The 18396-nt window shown below is 59.6% G+C and carries 13 protein-coding genes and 3 pseudogenes; 3 read left to right on the forward strand and 13 right to left on the reverse strand.

The features are described from left to right. Positions 1-140: 140 nt before the first annotated feature. Positions 141-386, forward strand: coding sequence for a type II toxin-antitoxin system VapB family antitoxin (locus NKI17_RS34050; RefSeq protein WP_254820584.1), 246 nt, complete (start codon positions 141-143; stop codon positions 384-386). Positions 387-533: 147 nt separating this feature from the next. Here the strand turns inward: NKI17_RS34050 and NKI17_RS34055 are convergent, their stop codons facing one another. Further along, complete coding sequence (locus NKI17_RS34055; RefSeq protein WP_352616530.1) at positions 534-2120, reverse strand: adenylate/guanylate cyclase domain-containing protein; 1587 nt, start codon at positions 2118-2120, stop codon at positions 534-536. Positions 2121-2441: 321 nt separating this feature from the next. On the opposite strand from NKI17_RS34055, the pseudogene NKI17_RS34060 reads away from it, so the two are divergent. After that, positions 2442-2629 (forward strand): annotated as a pseudogene (locus NKI17_RS34060) (inositol monophosphatase family protein); the annotation flags it as partial. 164 nt (positions 2630-2793) lie between these two features. After that, positions 2794-3024, forward strand: a complete 231-nt coding sequence (locus NKI17_RS34065) for a DUF6429 family protein (protein WP_352907568.1) — start codon at positions 2794-2796, stop codon at positions 3022-3024. Between the two features lie 346 nt (positions 3025-3370). Here NKI17_RS34065 and NKI17_RS34070 read toward each other — a convergent pair whose 3' ends face one another. The 12 genes and pseudogenes from NKI17_RS34070 to NKI17_RS34125 all read right to left on the reverse strand — a co-directional run bounded on the left by NKI17_RS34070 (position 3371) and on the right by NKI17_RS34125 (position 18208). Continuing rightward, the gene (locus tag NKI17_RS34070; RefSeq protein WP_156948240.1) at positions 3371-3919 is read right to left on the reverse strand and encodes a class I SAM-dependent methyltransferase; all 549 of its coding nucleotides are present in this window, start codon (positions 3917-3919) and stop codon (positions 3371-3373) included. Between the two features lie 124 nt (positions 3920-4043). Further along, the gene (locus tag NKI17_RS34075) at positions 4044-4850 is read right to left on the reverse strand and encodes a PA3715 family protein (protein WP_352907569.1); all 807 of its coding nucleotides are present in this window, start codon (positions 4848-4850) and stop codon (positions 4044-4046) included. A gap of 562 nt (positions 4851-5412) precedes the next feature. Next, positions 5413-5727 carry a GYD domain-containing protein gene (locus NKI17_RS34080; protein ID WP_352907570.1) on the reverse strand — a complete coding sequence of 105 codons (315 nt, stop codon included), beginning with the start codon at positions 5725-5727 and terminating at the stop codon, positions 5413-5415. Between the two features lie 75 nt (positions 5728-5802). Next, complete coding sequence (locus NKI17_RS34085) at positions 5803-8103, reverse strand: AGE family epimerase/isomerase (protein WP_352907571.1); 2301 nt, start codon at positions 8101-8103, stop codon at positions 5803-5805. Between the two features lie 67 nt (positions 8104-8170). Then, a pseudogene (locus NKI17_RS34090) lies at positions 8171-8394 on the reverse strand (phosphomannomutase/phosphoglucomutase); the annotation flags it as partial. 642 nt (positions 8395-9036) lie between these two features. Continuing rightward, positions 9037-9948, reverse strand: coding sequence for a metallophosphoesterase (locus NKI17_RS34095; protein WP_502894699.1), 912 nt, complete (start codon positions 9946-9948; stop codon positions 9037-9039). 474 nt (positions 9949-10422) lie between these two features. After that, positions 10423-10590 (reverse strand): annotated as a pseudogene (locus NKI17_RS34100) (IS481 family transposase); the annotation flags it as partial. A 263-nt stretch (positions 10591-10853) separates the two neighbouring features. After that, complete coding sequence (locus tag NKI17_RS34105) at positions 10854-12413, reverse strand: family 16 glycosylhydrolase (protein ID WP_352699719.1); 1560 nt, start codon at positions 12411-12413, stop codon at positions 10854-10856. Positions 12414-13544: 1131 nt separating this feature from the next. Then, positions 13545-14522 carry a UDP-glucose 4-epimerase GalE gene (gene galE / locus NKI17_RS34110; protein WP_352699720.1) on the reverse strand — a complete coding sequence of 326 codons (978 nt, stop codon included), beginning with the start codon at positions 14520-14522 and terminating at the stop codon, positions 13545-13547. A gap of 202 nt (positions 14523-14724) precedes the next feature. After that, the gene (locus tag NKI17_RS34115) at positions 14725-15777 is read right to left on the reverse strand and encodes a UDP-glucuronic acid decarboxylase family protein (protein ID WP_352907573.1); all 1053 of its coding nucleotides are present in this window, start codon (positions 15775-15777) and stop codon (positions 14725-14727) included. Between the two features lie 57 nt (positions 15778-15834). Further along, positions 15835-16794: a glycosyltransferase family 2 protein gene (locus NKI17_RS34120; RefSeq protein WP_352907574.1), complete on the reverse strand. Its 960-nt coding sequence runs from the start codon at positions 16792-16794 to the stop codon at positions 15835-15837. Between the two features lie 148 nt (positions 16795-16942). After that, positions 16943-18208 carry a glycoside hydrolase 5 family protein gene (locus NKI17_RS34125; protein ID WP_352699726.1) on the reverse strand — a complete coding sequence of 422 codons (1266 nt, stop codon included), beginning with the start codon at positions 18206-18208 and terminating at the stop codon, positions 16943-16945. Between the last annotated feature and the right edge of the window lie 188 nt (positions 18209-18396).

Consider the following 18396-nt stretch of genomic DNA (forward strand, 5'->3'; position numbering starts at 1 on the left):
TAAGGTCAAGTCCAGACACAAGCCGATCTCCGATCCCAATGCAGAACCGGCAACCTCACAGATCACGACCACTCCCGAAAGGTGGTCCCACAACAGCGCTTACGATACACTTGAACGGCTATACGCTATACGAGCGAGTGATGGCGTTCCACATCAAAAATCCCGAGACCGACGCACTGGCCCGCCGGGTCGCCGCACTTAAGAGGACTGGTCTGACAGAGGCCGTCCATGCCGCGCTCAAGCATGAGCTTGAGCGCGAACAGGCTAGACCGTCCCTCGTAGAGATCGGCGTCAGGTTCTGCCGTGATCTGCGAGCCCGGGGCAAGCCTGATCACGGCAGGCCCGCCGACAAGGCGTTTCGCGACAGCCTGTACGAGAATGACTGATGTTCATCGACGCCTCGGCCCTGACGGCGCTGATGACCAACGAGGATGATGCGCGCGAACTCCTGGCCGGGACCCGGCGCGGCTGAACGGTGTTGAACCGGACTTTACTTGGCTGGCCACGGTCCAGATTGGATCACGTTCAAGAACCTACAATGCGGCGGGCTTGCTTCGGATGGTTAAGGCCAGGAGCGCCTCCGAAAGTCGTTTCTTCGCCCGCTCCACCCCGTTCTCGTCGATTGCCTCAACATCGAGGAACAAGTCGAGACCAGTCGCATGCTCGCTGATGACCTGAGGGCGCTGGGCGAGTTCACCCAGGAGGCCCTCGACTTCGTAGGGGACAACCTCCCGGCTGATCCCCTTCATGGCAATCGGGGCTAACGGACGCGCCCGGACAAGGTCGCGCACGAGCGCATAAGTCTCATAGCTGAGGCAGATGCCGCCGGGCTCGGCAATCGACTGCAGCCGGGCCGCCAAGTTCGCTTCGGCTCCAATGATCGTGTAGTCCATCCGATCATCGGAACCGAAGTTCCCAACATTGCAATAGCCCGTGTTGATGCCCATGCGAGCTCGGAAGGGCCGTTCAACTCCGCGGTCATGCCACACCCTGTTCAACTGCTCCAGCCGACGCTGCATGTCGACAGCCATGCGCAAGCAGGCTCTCGCGTCTTCCTCGACGCCTTGCGTCTCGGGGTCTCCGAAGAACACAAGAAGCGCGTCGCCGATGAACTTGTCGACGGTGCCGCCGTGTTTGAGCGCGATCGTCGACATCTCGGTGAAGTACTCGTTGAGGAGAAGCGTCAGGTCCTCGGGCTGGAGCCGTTCCACGATCGCGGTGAAATCCTTGACGTCGGAGAAAAAGATCGTGAGCTTCTTGCGCTCGGTCGCGATGGTGACGTCCTTCTGGCCGCTGAAGATGCTTTTGTAGATTTGAGGCGAAAGGTATTTGGCGATCTTCAATGAAATCGCGGCCAGGAAGTCGTTTGCCTCCGATAGCTCCTTGTTGATGCCCTGAATCAACGCGGACTGCCGACGCTGCAGGAGAATGAACGTCAGGCCCGCCGCCGCCGCGAAACCGAAATATAGGAGCAGATACTTGAAGGTCAGGACGTTCGCAGCGATAGGCTGATTGACTGATATCTCCTGGATCCCTCGGACATCCCCTACCTTCCAGTCCGTCTTGGGGCTGTCCGGGTGTGAGTTATGGCAGGTCACGCACACTTGTCCCATTATGACAGGGGCCGCGGCGCGGACCTGCCGGTCAAACAGTGAGCCCGAGACCTCGATGATCGGCTCCTTCGGGTTGGCGCGCAAAGCCAAGATTGCATTCCGCTCGAACGCATCGAGCTGGTGGGGCGCGCGACCTTTGAAAGGCAGATCCGAGACGAACCGGTATTTGACCGAGCCGTCGTGAGCGCTGATGCGCTTGCCGAGTTCGATCGAGAGGGTTGCTGGAATAGGGATCGCGCCTGGCACGTCCCGATAGTTGTGCGTCGCAGTCACGGCGCCGTTAGCTTGCAGCACGCGTCCCACGACGTCGCTGCCGTAGAATCCGCGCATTTCGTCGATGATGCGGCTGATTTCGCTGGCTTGCCTGCGCAGCATCCGTTCCGATAAGTCTCGGAGGTCGAGCCAGGCTGCGACGGGCAGACCGACAAGGCCGATGACCACTGCCGCCACCAGGAGCGGTCCCATGGTGCGCTGCTGACGCGCAATCTGTTCACCCAGTCCAGCCATTGTGCAAGCGCCCGGCCGCCTTAGTATGTGAACTATAGCTCATTCCCGGCACGGTACCAGAGTCAGTCTTGGCTCGATGAAAACACGTCAGCCCTGCAATGTCGGAACGACCTTGAGCGGTTGTTGCGAGGCCCCGACCCTCACAGCGGATTTCGCATTCTGGCGCTAGACGGGCAGTGAATCAGTGAAGGGATGTCGCAAAGTCGGTTGTGGCCCGGAATGCGCTCCGCGATTAACCGCTCAGGGCCCAAAAATTCACCTCTGGCAAGGTTGGGACTTCTGCGGTCGGAGAGCGGGTCGGAAAAGAAAGCGTCCCGCAAAACGTATCCGCGCTTCGGCCGCACTATGGAATGGGACCCTGCGGCGGGTGACGTGGTACTGCGCGCTGCCGGCGGCATGACGCGTACGCTGGACGGTCAGCCGCTCGCCTGCAGCGCAACCAGAGCGACGACGAGGATTTCGCCAATCCGCATTTCATTGCCAGCGGCAACGCTGCTACGGCCGCTTAGGCATCATGATGAACTCCGATCCCGTCCCGGCTCGTCCCCCCAAATGACGCCGTCGCGCATGCGACGCCTAGGTGAAGCATTTATTTTCAGGCGAACCGTTGCGCGAGGAATAACCCTACGGTGTGGATCGCGGCAGCGGCGCTTTCGCGTGTTAAACTGCTTGCATGGATATCGACACCGACAAGGATGATGCCGTTATGGGCCTGCTTTGGCTGACGCTGCATGAAGAGAGGCGCGCCTGGAAGGGGTTGGATTGGAATGCTCTGGATCGCTTGCACGAGAAGGGGCTGATCGCGAATCCGGCAAACAAGGCGAAGTCAGTGGTTCTGACAGATGAAGGACTGCGGCGTGCTGAGGAGCTATTCCGAACCCTGTTCACTCGCCCGGTGCCCTGAGCCAGAGCGCTGGACGGGCGCCTGCGAGCTGATAGCGCACATGGCTGAATTTCGATAACGCGCGGCGCGCTGACCGCAGTCGGGACGGCCAGTGCTCTCGCCGTGACGGCCAAAATTGGTATTCGTCACCTGCGCCAACGGGCGCATCCAGTCTGTTAAGGCAGTGGCAGAGAACACCGCAGCCGCGGCCCTCAATATCAACGGCATTGTCGCGAGGTCCATCCGCAAGATGCTTTCTGCCGGCGAATCGGCGTTGCCCGGGCCGAGTTGCAGGCAGGCAGCGGGTCTGCGCCCGCTGCTGGCACATGGGATGTTGAAGAGGCAGATTACCACAAGCAATGTGTCATCATGGCTGCGGATTTCCGAAGGCAGGTTTCTCAAGCACGAGCACATGACTACCAAGAGGGGATGTGTGAGTGCTCTTGACCTGGAACCCCTCGTCAGAGAGCGTTTCGATGAATTCGCCATCCGTTCCAGGCGGAACGCGGGCAACAACGTTCGAGGTGCGCCTCACAATATTGGAAAGCACCCTTCGCGCCTTGCCCGGGCCGATGTTGCGCTGCATGTGCTGGTAGACGGCCAGTAGCAGGACGATGTCGTATTTGGGTAGAAGGATATTGCCGAGGCGCCGGCTGCCAAGATTCAGGCGATCGAACCTGGCATGTACCGGGGAGCCACTCAATAACATTTTTGCGGTCTCGATGTGCGGCTTGGCAATGTCGATCCCGTGGATCGAGCTGGGTTTCAGCTTGGATATCTCATAGGCGACAACACCCATATTGCAGCCAACATCGAGAATGGATTTTCCGGCGTAGTCGACCTTTGCGGAGAATAGCCCGTCAAGTCTGTCGTCCCACGTTCCTGCAAAACCCCTTTTGAATCTTGACCACCACAAATCATCAGCTCCTTTGGGAAGAGCCCCCTTGAGCGCCTCCTACCACGAGAGAATTAATGGTCGATACCCATTCAACTGGAATTGATCACATTGACGAACCAAGGCAGGGACGTGTGCGGCGGCGTCACAACCCCATCACCCTGAGTGCCGCGGGAACCAGATAGCGGTTGCCGTCATAGCGCAGCCGGTAGGTCCGCTTCACAGACTTGGCGGGATGGGACTGGCATTCGCCATCCTTGTCGGGGGAGGGATTGTCGGTATCCGTCCGCTCGACCGCAATGATGTCACGATAGCCGTGGTGGCGCGCCGGGCTCATCGCCAGGCTGACCTGGCTGGAATGAAACGATCCGGCGCAACTGGCATCGCTATCGCCGCCATGGCCGGCCACCACGAGGCCGTCGAGCACCAAGCGCAGCGCATCGCTGGCGACGGCATAGAGCCGCAGGTCGGTTTCAGTGAAGGGAGTAGCCTGCGAATGGTTTGCCATTTCGATGCGCAGGCCGAAGGCGGTGACCTCAGGGGCCAGTGCATAGCGGCCGGTGTCGAATTCCACCTTACGGATCGCGATGGCATCATCGGTCATCAGTCCAGGCTGGAGCAGGCGCTGGCGCACCCGCAGGCTCTTTCTATCGACGACCAGTAGCTCGATGTCGCCGACATGCAGGTGGTCGCTGTTAGCGCTGTCGATCAGCGGTACCGCGACCAAAAGCAGGTCGTCATGAGCCGGCCAGATCTTGCAGGCCAGGCCGAATGGCGCATCGCTCTCCGGGAGCGTTGAGGCGATGCTCGTATGGGGTACAAGCGTGAACGAGGCGCCGTCGGCGCTCTTTCGGGCCTTGGGATAGGCCTGCTGCACCAGGGCGGCGGCATCGCCGCAATCGCCGGCCGCTGCCCGGGCGGGCGACAGGCTGGCGAGGGCGGCGCCGAGCAACAGGACAGGCAACACTATTCGCATGGAGTTCTCACGTCGCAGGGCCAGGTTCGGCCAGGGCCCTTCTACGCGAGATTGGTGGCGGCGCACAGGGTGTAGGGAAGTAACGGCTAGCTCCGCCCGGTGCCTCAGGACCATAGGTCTCCTGGAAAGTCGTAAAATCCGAGCTCGCTTGGGGACGGTGATCATGAGAACGCCGCCCGAGCAGCCAATTTTGCCAATGCTGTTCGAGCTACCTGAAACAGATACTGACAATGTGATCTCGATTGCCTTGTCGCGCTCCGATTAGATAAAGAAGCGCTCCGACAAGAAACCTCTACAAAACCGGACCTCGCCGATCCGTCAAGCGCACCTTCTAGGGTGTACATTCCAAAATTAACTCGGCATGACCTCCGTTTCTGACCGCCTGAGCCGGGCGCGTTCGCTGTCGGCGCGGTATCGAAGCAGAACCAATGCCGCGCCTGCTTCGGCTTTCCGAAACCCCAGCGTGTCTTTCCTTGAGACTTGGCAGCACGGCGCGTTCAATCGGAACCGTGCTGCCTTCAATGTACAGCCAGTCCAATCAGCCGGCGGGCTTGTAAACGCCGGCAGCCTTTTTGGCAACTGCGAGCACCGCCTTCATGTCGAGTTCTTCGAGGACAACGAGGTCGTTTACCGAGCCGCTTGCCCGCACCGCCAATGCTAGACCCATCCCAGCAGCCTGGTCCGGAACCTCAGCATTGATGACAATATCATAGGCGCCGCGAGTAAACATCATGCCGGACACCTTGCCGCCAACGCTTTCAAAAAGCGCCTTGATTGCAGCTTCCCGGTCTGAGCCCTGTATCAATCCCTTATAGGCCTGGGGTGCATAGTTTGCCAGTATTGTCACTTTCATGGGTATTCCTCCCTATCTTGTACTAGTTTCGTTATTGATCGTTTCACCAACACGGAGCTATGGCGGACGGTTGGGTCAGCCGTAAACCTGCATTGGAACGGTCTTGCTCACATCCAAAGCTGGCAGCGGGAAAGGTTCGACTTGCCCTGCGGTCTTGTCCAGATACTGCATCAAGGCCGTCACGAGGTGGTAGAAAATGCTCGCGGGCACCTCCGTCGCCAGTGACCTTCCGCGCTCGTCAATTCTGTCGATCCACAAGCCTAGCGGTGCGGGATCGATATGCCATTTGAAGAGGCGGGCGACACGAGCTTCGATCTCAGGTTTCAGATCAGGCCCGCCGATGCCGTCCAGGGCGACGGCCGCCTTGACGGCTTCGCATTGCGGCCAGCTGCGGGAGAGCCGGTCGAAGGGCATTCCCTGCCGCGACACGGCTGCATAAGCCAGGCCCGTGGCCCGGTTCAATCCGCTGGCGATCGCCGACGAATAGAGCTTCCTTGCATAGGCTGCCAAGTCTTTCTGCCCGCTTGCCCGCGCGAAATCGATGAGGAGCGAGGCCCATTCGAAATGGTGCCCTGGTTCGGTCCACTGTCCCTCCTCTCCCGGCAACGGTAGCCAATCGACATCGAAATGTTCCCCAAGCGTCCAGCTCTCCTGATCGAAGAAATGGCACCGGAAGAGATCGACGACGCGTGCCGCCCGACGGAGATATGCACGCTCGCCGGTGACGCCATGCCAGGCAAGGAAGGATTCCAGCATGTGCATGTGCGGGTTCGAGAACCGCACCCCCTTCCAGCCGGGGGTCTCGAGGAAGCCGTTCAGGCTGACGTCCTCGAGATGGGTGTCGATGAAATGGAACGTCTCTTGTGCCAGCTGCAGGGCATCCTGATGGCCGCATCGGTGAGCATGGGCAAGCGCCAGGAGCACGCAGGAATGGTCGTAGGCGTCCTCCGTCGGGTCAGCCACGCTGCCGTCGCAATTAAGGGTGCGCACCCAGCCACCGCGTTCGGTGCGGCCGTGTTTGGCGATGAACTCGATGCCGTGGTCGATGAGCTTGTCGGCCGGTCCAGCCCAGCCGCGTTCTTTGGCCACCGCGAACGCGTAAATCTGGCGAGCCATCGTCCGCATGCGCTTGGGTTTGCCCAGCGGCCTTGCATCGAGACCGAGAGCCTCGTGGAAGCCGCCATACACATCGTCGACACCTGCAGTGGACCACAGCGGCAGGGTTTCGTTGAAGAGCCAATGCTCGACGCGCTTACGCCATGACCCGCTGATGATGACCCGGTCTTCCGACGCCGTGAACTTCGTCTCGAGTCGTCCGCTCATCTCGAGTTGTTCGACGACTTTCTTGACATTCTGGCTGTGGCTGACAGGAGCGACGAAAACCGCGTCCGGTGTCGTCACCACCGCCACATTTTTCATTCCGACGACTGTCAGCAGTCCGCCCTGGCTCCGGAGATAGGAGTTGCCGCAATCCATGGCGACAACGTCGCCCATTACGACATTGCCGTCGCGGTCCGTCGGGCTGGCTTCGAGCAGCGATTGCCACGATCCAAGGTCGTTCCAGCGGAAGGAAGCCGTAACCATGGCGATACCACGTGCATGCTCCATGACTGCGTAGTCAATCGACGTCGACGGGACAGCCGAGTAGAGGCCCTGGGGCAGGTAGATGCCCGAGACGTCGGTCCGCGCAGTCTTATGGGCCCGTTCCGCGGTGTCCCAGATGTCTGGCCGGAACTCGAGAAATGCCTTCCGCATCGTGTCGGCACGAAACAGGAATATGCCGGCGTTCCAGTAGAACCTTCCGGAAGACACATAGTTGCGGGCCGTCTCGGCATTGGGCTTTTCGACAAAGTGCGAAACGGCGGCCACTCCGTCGCCAGTTGCCGCAACCTCGATGTAACCGTACCCGGTTTCGGGGTGCGTCGGCTTGATGCCGAATACGACAATGCTTCCTGAATCGGCGGCAGGCATGCCCGCCTCGACGGTTTCCCAGAATTGCGTTTCGGTCGATATCTGATGGTCGGAGGGGACCACGAGCACAAGCGCGTCCTCGCCATATTCGGAGATCGTGTGCAAGGTGGCTATGGCCACCGCAGCGGCGGTATTGCGGCTGACGGGTTCGAAAATCGGCCTGCCGCCGTTCAGACCGAGCGGACCGATATCCGATAGAACGCGGTCTGCATGCCGTTCGGAAGCTAGCAGGTAGATCGGCAGCTCGCCGTCCGGCCGCGCCTTGAGGCGTCCGACAGTCTTCGCGAGCATGGAACCGTCGCCCGAAAGATCGTGAAATTGCTTGGGATTGTCTTCGCGCGAGAGCGGCCACAGCCGTGAGCCGACGCCGCCACTCATGACAAAACTTATGATCCGGTCCGACATGGTCCAGTCCCTCTCAGAATGTCTGGTTGTAGGCTCCGATCTCTGGATTGCGGCGCAGCACGGCACCCTCTGGGCAGTGGGGCGACATTGTCGGTCTGCTGAAGGTCAGCGGCAGATCGCGGTAAAGGTCGGCGAGTGTCTTGCCCAAGCTGCGGTCGAGCATCTCGCAAACGGCTATCGCCGTGAGGCGCCGTCGTCCTAGCCGCGCCCGATCGGCGGGTTGAAGATGAAATGCCCCGACTTCTCGAAGCCAGCTATGGCATTGACGAGTTCGGCAACGCGCCTCTTGATGGGAGCTACAGAGGTAGTGCCCAGTGATGGTGATTGGGGCTACACCCGTTCGTCGGATCATGGTGCCAAGCCCCAATGCGATCGCCTGCACGCGCATCAGGTTGAGTTCGGGCTCTTTCTCCCAGTCTGGATGCCCAAACCACCAGCGTGCGTCGTATTCCCGAAAGCCAGTGGCTTTGATGAGAGCACCGTTTTCGAAAACGAATGTGTTCGGCCTGGCCTGGCCGAGTATGTCCAGGGTCACGGTTTTGATCCGCTATTGCGCGCAACAGTCCTAGCACGCTGCCGGGCGCAGGCCCCTTCAGGAATTCGGGGTAGTCCTAACACGCTGGTTCGCGCGCCGCCTCACCCGATAGGAGCATGCCCGCCGATCCGCGAAACGAGGTTTCGTCCAAGCACGGCCGTCCCGAGAATGTCGACGAAAGGCGTTTCGGAGGGCCTGGCTCGCCTTCTCAATGGCATTCAAATGGAATCGAGAGGGATCAGCGGAACTCCGTCCGCCGGAGAAAGGATGACGGACTGCGCCGCGTTCGTCTTGGAGGCGATGGGAACACGGCGAAACCCCGACCGCATGTACACGACCATCAATACCCTCACGCGAAACGGTCCGCGGACGGCAGGTCTCTCTGGGGACAGCAGATGTCATTCGTCGACAGGACGAGAGGACGTTTTGGGGCCGATATCGACGACCATGATCTCCGGCGACACGCCGAAGCGCACCGGCAGCCACGATACGCCCAAACCCCCGGATACGATCATGTGCCGCCCACCCTCGACGATATGCCCATAGGCGAAGCGCTGTCCGTAGGCTGAATTGATGATGGGGGGGCCGATGAATGGCAAGCGGACCTGTCCGCCATGTGTATGGCCGCATAACGTCAGGCTGACACGGTCAGGGACAGTAATGAAGATGTCCGGTTCATGCGCAAGGAGCAATATCGGATTGCCGTCGTCGGGTATTCCGGCCATTGTTCCAGGCAGATCGTCGACGCCCTTGTACACGCCGCGAGAAAACTGCATGGCCCACTGGTCGCCAAGACCGGCGAGCCAGAATGCTGGGCCATCCTGCTGACGGATAAGCGTGGCGGTGTTCTCGAGGACCGGAATGCCATTGTCGACGAGGGCTGCGCGGACGCTATCGACACCGTGCCACCAGTCGTGGTTGCCGAGAATGGCGTGGCAGCCGAGTGGCGCGGAAAGTTTCGAAAGTGAATTGCCCCAAACAGTGTCGGGCACGATCCCGGTGGCATAGCGCGGCAGCACGCCCATCACATAGTCGCCAAGGAGAAGGATGATATTGGGCTGCAGGCTATTGGAAACAGCGACGATCTCATCGATCCTGGAAACCGGCATCCAAGGCTCGCAGGCGTGGATGTCAGCGACCACGACGATGCGCAGGGGCTTGGCAGTCGTCGGCCAGCGCGGCGGAAGGAGCTTGTAGTGAGTGACACGCAGTCGAAACCGAGGCTCAATCGCGAGGGCATAACTCGCCAGACCGAATGTCGCGAGCGACACGGCGCCAAAGAGCTTCAGGAATGAGCGCCGCGACGTCAGCACTTGTATTTCCCAGCACAACGAGGTCGGTTTTAGAGATCGCCACGAATTCAGGTGCGGCAGCCTGAACCAAATCAACCTGGTGGGAGGCCTCGCGGGGTCAATAGTTTCCCAAATTGGCGTCACCTGCAAGCATTGGTGTTATTGCGCAGGGGAGGGAGCTCGGGCTACGACACCCGTCAACCGCTCCGACTTGCGACTGATCTCGGAGGGATGGTGTAGTTCCATTCCGGATGGAATGGGTCGCCTTTACATCGTCGAACGCCTCCATCTCGGCATCGCTCACTTGATACCTTTCGCCGGTCGCGGCATCGACCGCGCTCCCAGCTTCAGGCCGGTGACTGCGATCAGCTCGACTACGCCATGCGGTCGACAAGGGGGCCGTCCACGCCAGGTTTGCGTGATGTGGCAGACCAGGGTTGTTCGATGTTGCTCCACATGTGCTCCGCGGATAGGATGCAATGTGGAGCGCGAGGCCTGTCTCGCGAGCCCCTTGGACCGCTCCACCCAACGCGCCATGATCTTGGCCGACACACCATAGGCAGCGCCGCAAGGGGCTTGGGAGAGACGTCCCTCGATGACCGAAAGAGCCAGTTCCTCTCGCCGCCACGGCGTCAGACAGGTATTCTTGTGGATGTTCATTCGGACCCTCCGGTGAGTGCTGAAGCTTGGTAACTCCAGTCTCCTCGGTTCGGTGCGAATGGACAGCTACAGAAAGCTCACAACTCGAGCCTGTTCCATCCCGATGGCATCGGGATGGAACTCCATCTCTTTTGTTTGAGCATGATCTTCTCCGAAAACCGGCTCCCGTTTTCGGTCGGGATCATTGCTTCGAGGTGCTGTTTATCCAGTCATTGCTTGGCCACGGCAGCCCCTCGCGGGTTGTTATTTTCCCGCGTAGTCCTTCAGGTCACATAGAACGAGGCTGCGCTGAGCGACAGATGTGGGGAAAGGCTGGCGAACTGTATTTGAGATGCGCCGCCGGCCCCGTCACTGTCGAAAGACAGCGCCCCGGTTGCACTGTCGTAGATGATGTGATCGGAGCTGTCATGCGCGGCTGCACCAACAAAGAAAGCTTTGGATGGAAGCCCTCCCGGCTGAAGCCCGGCAAAAACGGTATCGCTGAGATGGAACGTATCCTGGGAGCGCTTGAAGTCGGTGATCTTGTCGACATTACCGGCTCCAAGAGCAGTATTGAACGAGAAGGCATCGTGGCCTCCGTAGCCGGTCAAGACGTCGGCGCCGAGGCCGCCGTTGATGACATTGTTGCCGGCATTGCCCTGGATGGTCTGGGCGAACTCGTTGCCGGTGAAGCTCATCGCCTTCGTGCCGGACGGGTTGTTGGTGGCGAGAAGCTCGATCTCCGAGCCGGCCGAAAGCGCATAGCTCACCGAGGCGAGCACACTGTCGTTGCCGCCGCCCACCGCCTCAACCACCTTCTCGTTGGCATTATCGACATAGTAGGTGTCGTTGCCGCCATAGCCGATCATCGTGTGGCCGCTGGTTCCGTGCAATACATCGGCGCCGCTGGTGCCGTATAAGGTGCCATCGCTGGTGCCGCCGGAAGGAGGGACAGTCCCGGTCCCAGACCCAGTCTCGGTCCCGATCGAGCCAGTGGTTGGCGGAGTGACGTTCGCACCCGTGACGGTGTCGCCGCTGCCCGCCTTCTGATACAGCTGAACCCCATCGATCTGCATCTGCATCGACGAAGGGGTCGAGCTATCGAGAGCCGTGTGCCATCCGGCCGCGTTGGAATTCGCGACCTGATTGCTCATGATCAATTCCATCGGTTCATTCGGGATCGGGACCTGTGCGCTGGTCACTTGAGCCATCTGTTTCCCGTCGAAATACCAGGTGATCGATTTACCGGGATCCCAGTTGATGCCGTATGTGTGAAAGCCCGCCGTGAGGTCCATGCCGGTGTCGAGGACGCCGCCGAAAGTCCCTGACGGACCAGCGTGAAGGTGCCAGGAGAACATCTGGTCTGCCGGCCCCGAACCGGTAAATCCACCCTCATGCATATCGATCTCGTAATTGTCGCCGCTGCTGCCGGCGCCTTGGCCGGGCATCAGCCAGAGGGCTGGCCATGCGCCGTCGCCGCTCGGCGCCTTCATGCTGATCTGAAGATAGCCGCCATTGAATTCGAAGTTGCCATAGCTGGTGACGGCGCCGGACGTGACAGGGAATGTCTGTGCCGACCCCTGAGCCACGCCGTTGACGGGCTGTTTGATTGCCGTGAGATTCAACAGCCCATTGCTCACGGACACCTGGCTCGGCATATCGTATTCGGCATTAAACTGGTTGCCCATCCCACTTCCGCCCGATCCATTGCTGTTCCATGGCCAGCCGTTGGCGGCATTGCTGGTGAGGTAGTTATGCCAGTCGCTGTCGAGCGCCGTACCGGAGAAGTTTTCCTCGAAAACGAGGTCGCTGGAGGCAAAGCCTGCGGGTGCGGAAAGAGCCATTCAGTGATCCTTTTTGGCGTTGAAAACAGGGAATTCCACTGCCGCGCGTCGCCAGGCGCGCGACAGATCGCATGCTCGCAGTTGGGCACCGCGAACGGATTTCAAAGTAGCGGAGCCTTGGAAGTCCTCGCCCAGACTTATTGTCGAGCGAGCTTAACGTTGAACTCGCCATCGAAGGAGAGTTTTGTCGACGGGAATACTCATCAGGCCATTCCTTGAACGGTGTCGCTGCCGACGCACGCAAGGTGTTCAACGGTTCGAGCCGCAGCCGGATTGAAGTCGAGCGTAGCTCTTCCGGCGGATGCACCGCCAAGCCTGCCGTTTAGTAAAAACAACGGTTGATCCTTAGTTCATTTCGTATTTTTGTTGTCATTTCACCCGCGCCCTAAGTAAAACGCAGGCATTTCCGCTTTCTTGCTTATCCACACACCGTCTTGTACCCACATGACTGGATCATTCGTGGACGATGTACGCAAGCCTACTACCGTTTGCGGCGAGAATGAGGCTGGGCGAAAACTTATTAACACCTTCTAATATAGCCGGTGCGTCGAACAGCCGCGACGAACGGCCTTCCGGACGTCCTGCGAAAACCGTGTCCGTCGGCTGAAATGTTGCGCTGGTTTGGGGCCCATGATTCGAGCGGGTCGTTCGCATATGAGGTCGTCGACGCGGACGGCCGGGGTGTCTTCCGAGCTGCGTTGCGGACGAGCCCGTGGAGCTGGAGCCGCCGGTCAAACAAGGCCATCTCGGAGACTTTCCATATCGCAATAGGCCGGCGCCCGGATGCAGAATTCCGGTTCCTTGCAGCTCTCAGCCTTGCCGCCGATCCGTGCTCGGCCGCTGACGAAGAATCCGAGCTTGCGGCACCCGAGATCCGGCGCGAAGCCACCGGAGCGCCGCAGCCCGTCGGCGGGTACCGACATGTTGGCCCCGATTGGGGTGCGGATGCGTGTCCCGCACGTGCACGTCGGCGTGCGTGCAGCCCACGACCCAGTCGAACTCGCCGGGAAACCAGGGGGCGGCGGCGGCTGCCACAATGGCTCGAGCCGGGCCGCCTGTTCCAAGCATCTTCGAGCTTCGTCCAGGCTAATTGGTGCTGCAGATCAATTCGCTGCCGTTGAATCAAAGCGCTCACGATTGTCGCGTCATCCATTTCCATGCGTCGCGGATCTGAATTTCCAAGTCAGATCGCTCTGGTTTCCAGCCGAGCAGGGTTCGTGCTCGTTGGAGAGCACCAATCAAAACCGCGGGATCGCCAAGCCGTCTCGGCGCCAGCTCGATTCGGATTGATTTGCCCGTAACGCGCTCAGCCGTGGCCACTACTTCCAATACCGAGTAACCCCGGTCATTAGCCAAATTGACCGCGCAGGTGGCCCCGCCGTCGATAAGATACCTGAGTGCCCTCACATGAGCATCAGCGATATCAAGCACATGGACGTAGTCGCGGATACAAGTTCCGTCCGCCGTTTCGTAGTCGTTCCCGAACAGCTTGATCGCTGTGGCGTCACGGGCGGCAGCAAGGACAAGCGGGATTAAATGGGTTTCTGGCTCGTGAGCTTCGCCGATATCTGCTTCGGGGTCAGCACCCCCCGCATTGAAGTAACGGAGCGAGACCGAACGAAGGTTGTGAGCCGCGTCGAGATCCTTGAGCACCTGCTCAACAACAAGCTTCGAGTAGCCGTAAGGATTGATCGGTCGTTGTGGATGATCCTCCGAAATCGGAAGCCGATCAGGCACGCCATAGGTCGCGCAGCTTGACGAGAACACCACCGGCATTTGCTTGAAGCTGATCAAGGTTTCAAGCAGGGAGATGGTCTCGCTGATATTGTTGCGATAATAAAGCAGAGGGTTTACGACCGATTCCCCCACATAAGCATAAGCTGCAAAATGTATCAGAGCTGACGGACGGTGTTTTTCGAGTACCGAACGCACCCGAGCGGGATCACCGACGTCGCCCAATTCGAACGGGCCGAATCTCGCGGCCCAATGGTTGCCACGCGAAAGATTGTCGTAGACAACCGGCTCGAATCCATGCAGCGCCAATACTTTGCAGGTTTGGCTGCCAATATAACCCGCGCCCCCCGTTACCAGAACCTTCATCACGGTCATATCACCTCAGGCTCAACACTGCGCGAAAGAAGCTCATCCTTAGCTGTTCGGCGCCCTAGCTGACTCTAATCGGGCGAAATGACAGCGCACAGTTCACATGGGTTCAGCGGTTCAAAACTTAGAGGCATTGCCGCGAAGCAGCTTCGGGCGCCGGAGATGCGGTCGATAGTCGGAATGGCCGAAGCTCACGATGTGCGAGTGGTCATCCAGCTGGGAGGAAGTCGCCAGCAATGGAATGGAACCGTTGTTTCCGCTCTTCGAAAGCGATCAGCTGCGGCTCCTCCTGCGAGCGTGATCGGCGTGCCTGGTCGCGGCTAAAAAATGCAACGGTTGGCTTCAGCCCGTCTTTCAGTCCCATGGTCGGTTGCCAGCCCAATTCGGCTTTGGCGAGGGAAACATCGGGACGGCGTTGTCTTGGATCGTCGCGGGGTAACGGCAAATTCACGAGTTTTGACGACGAGCCGGTTTCAGCGAGCACCAGTTCCGCAAGCTCTCGAATGGTGAATTCTCCATCATTTCCCAAATTGACTGGTCCCGTGAATGAGGCTCGACTGTCCATGAGGCGTACAAGACCATCTATCAAGTCATCAACGTAGCAGAAGGAACGAGTCTGGTTGCCGTCACCGTAAAGCGTAATCGGCTCGCCGCTCAGTGCCTGAATAATGAAATTGGAAACAACTCGACCGTCAGCCCGATGCATCCGCGGGCCGTATGTGTTGAAGATGCGGGCAACCTTGATTTCAAGGCCGCACTGTCGATGATAATCGAAGAATAGCGTTTCGGCGCAACGCTTTCCCTCATCATAGCAGGACCGAGGGCCAATGGGGTTCACATTGCCCCAATAGTCCTCGGTTTGAGGATGAACTGCGGGATCGCCATAGACCTCACTTGTCGAAGCCTGCAGAATTCGACATTTGAGCCGCTTGGCGAGGCCCAACATATTGATCGCGCCTTGCACCGAGGTTTTTGTGGTCTGCACCGGATCGTGCTGGTATTGGATGGGCGATGCGGGGCAGGCCAAGTTGTAAATTTCGTCGACTTCGACGTATAAGGAAAACGTGACATCGTGGCGCAGAAATTCAAAGCGCGGGTTTGCGTGTAGATGTTCAATGTTGTGCTTGGTTCCGGTGAAGAGATTGTCCACGCAGAGAACCTCATGACCGTCGGAGAGCAGTCGATCTACTAGTCGGGAGCCCAGAAAGCCGGCTCCCCCGGTGACCAAAACGCGTTTGCGACTCTCATAGATCCGTGGCATGTGAATCTCCTTGCGAAATGAATCGGCTGACGCTGCATGTGCCAGTAGCGGCGCCAGTCACGTCCTGGACGTAACGCCCTTCTGTTCCGAGGCTATCTTTGGACCCTGCGAGATGACGGCCCGTGCCCGTGCCTGCGTGTAAGCAATTGAAGTAGTCGTCAATCCGACAAAGATGGCGAGCGCCTGGCCGATCTTGCCAGTCGCTGCGTATTCGAGCGCGGAGCGCCCCAGGGTGAGAACGTAAAGCCGCTCGGAATCCAGCCCGTCCTTAGTCCCCGCTAAGCCTGCGAGTACCGCTTTGGAGGTCCCCTCCATGCGGCACCGATGGAGGAAATACTTCCAGGTCATGCGTTCCGCTGTAACCACATGGCGAACGCTGGCCTCGGGTTTGTATATCCATACGCCTCCAAATGTTTTTGCGGCGCGGATACAAAGCTCGGTGTCGTCGCATGTATTGGCTGAGCCCCTGCCGCCGCCGATGCGTCCCATTTGACCGGCAAACCCGCCGCAGCCATGCAGCACGTCAGCGCGCACAGACATGTTGGCGCCTATCACATTACGCACTTCGCCACCATCTCGTACCCGCATTCCGCGATAGGTGCAGCCGATGATCCAGTCGAATTCAGGCGGGAACCACCAGGGCCGAGGTTTGCGCCATAGAGGCTCAATGCGCCCGCCGACGCCAAGCACGTGCGGATCGGCGTAGGGCATCAGCAACTCTTCCAGCCAGCGCTCATCGGCCATCGCATCGTCGTCGAGAAATGCCACGACCGGTGCGGTTGCCAATCCGGCACCCGTGACGCGACCGCCGCACAGTCCACGCACGTTATTGTTAGGTGTGACGATGACACCCCCGATCTCGCGCCGGGCTCGCTTCAAGAGAGTCTCATTGTTGTCGACGACGAGAATGATCTCGCGGGCGGGCCTGGTCTGGTTGCGCACCGAGGCGATGGCCGCGTTCAAATCGTCCCAGCGATCGAGTGTGTAGGCGCAGATGACAACCGACGCATCGATCATGGCTGCTGGTTCCTTTCGCGGCCTGTTGGGTTACGGCTATTACGACGATATCGCGCGGGGCGCGTTTGGGTGTGGCCGGACCCGACCGCACGCTTCAACTCGTCCCAGCGGTCGAGCGTGCTCGCGCAGGTCACGACGGAGATTTCGGTCATGGGACTTCCCGGATGGTTTGTGAGGCCCGGCTGGCTTCGCGGGTCCGCGCCGCCCGGGCCGTCGCGGCTTTGAGGGTGTTCCAAATCGCGCTTCCGTCGTTGCGGATATCGAACTGGTCGTATTCATCGACGGGATAGCGTCCGCTGTCCTGCCGCGAGGCCAGCCGCCACACGATCCAGCCAGCGCAGTTGGGATCGCGGGTAAGCGTATCGAGCCATTTTTCGTAAGCATCGCGGAAGTCCCGATTGGAGCGGGCATAGCCGAATTCCTCCAAAAGGACCGGCTTATTGGCGCGGCCCGCCAATTGGCAGAACTCGGTGATCAGGTCGTTAAATTCCTGGACCGTGAGGTTGTAGTAGAGCGGGTAGCCGTGCCAGGTCCCGAAATCGAGAGTTGGGATCATCAAATCGGACAGTTTCTCGGAAACGTTGGCGTGCCCTGAGCTGACAAGGTGATTGGAATCGAGCGACTTCACGTAGGCCGACATTTCGGCAGTCCAGGCCAGCCGCAAAGCCTCTGGGCGCGCATTGCCTTCGTTCATCAGCTCCCAGGCCATGATGGTCGGGTCGTCCCGGTAGGCAAGTCCGGTGAGCGGGTTGACGCGTCGCACGACGTGGCGGACCCAGGTCCTGTAGTCCCGCTTCGTGCGTGGGTCATTGAAGAAAAACGTGGACTCGTCGCGGCTCCCATACCAAGCCCGCATCTGCTGGACGCCGCCCGTGTAGGCCCAGAAATCCAGGAAGGCTATGATGAGCCTGAGGTGTCGCTTGCCGGCTTCGGCGATGAGGAAATCAATTTTCTGCATGCCGTTCGCGCCGTCATTGATCGCCATCCTGTTCTCACGAGGGTCCCAGGAGAGCAGGTACATTCCTCTCACAGCGAGATCGCTGGCATCAGCCTCAAGCCGCCAGTTCCAGATCGTGGTAGTGCTTCCGTCGCGTGACCCGATCACCGGCTGGAGGATGATGCGAACCACATTGGCCCCCATGGCCACCGCGTCATCAAAAAGGCGGATGACCTCGTCCTTGGACCCGAAAGTCACAGAGAAGCTGTTCACGCCGGTCAAAAAGAATGGCCTGCCGTCGACTTTAAACTCCGTGCCGGAAGTCTTGATGAAGGACGCTGGCGCCAAGTTGTCTGCGGCGCTCACGGCTGCCGGAACACATAACAGCGCCAAGACCAGCACACGCCGTCCGCCGTTGCGCAGCCCGCTTTTTTTCGCCCGCAGCCCGTATTTCGCCCGTTGCCAGCCGACTGTCATCCCGCCATGTGGCTCTCACCGGGCGCCGGGTGCAATGGCGCCTAGGGATTACCCCCTCTGGCCGCGCACAGCCCGCCGTCAATTGTGCATAGTGGTGCCTGGCCGATTATGGTCCCTCGAGTATGGAACCCATGCTGTCAGACACCGCTCCCAACCAAGAGTTCGGCTCTTCGCATTGGCGAGTCCCC

It is taken from the genome of Mesorhizobium sp. M0816, assembly GCF_040320005.1.
Classification (GTDB): domain Bacteria; phylum Pseudomonadota; class Alphaproteobacteria; order Rhizobiales; family Rhizobiaceae; genus Mesorhizobium.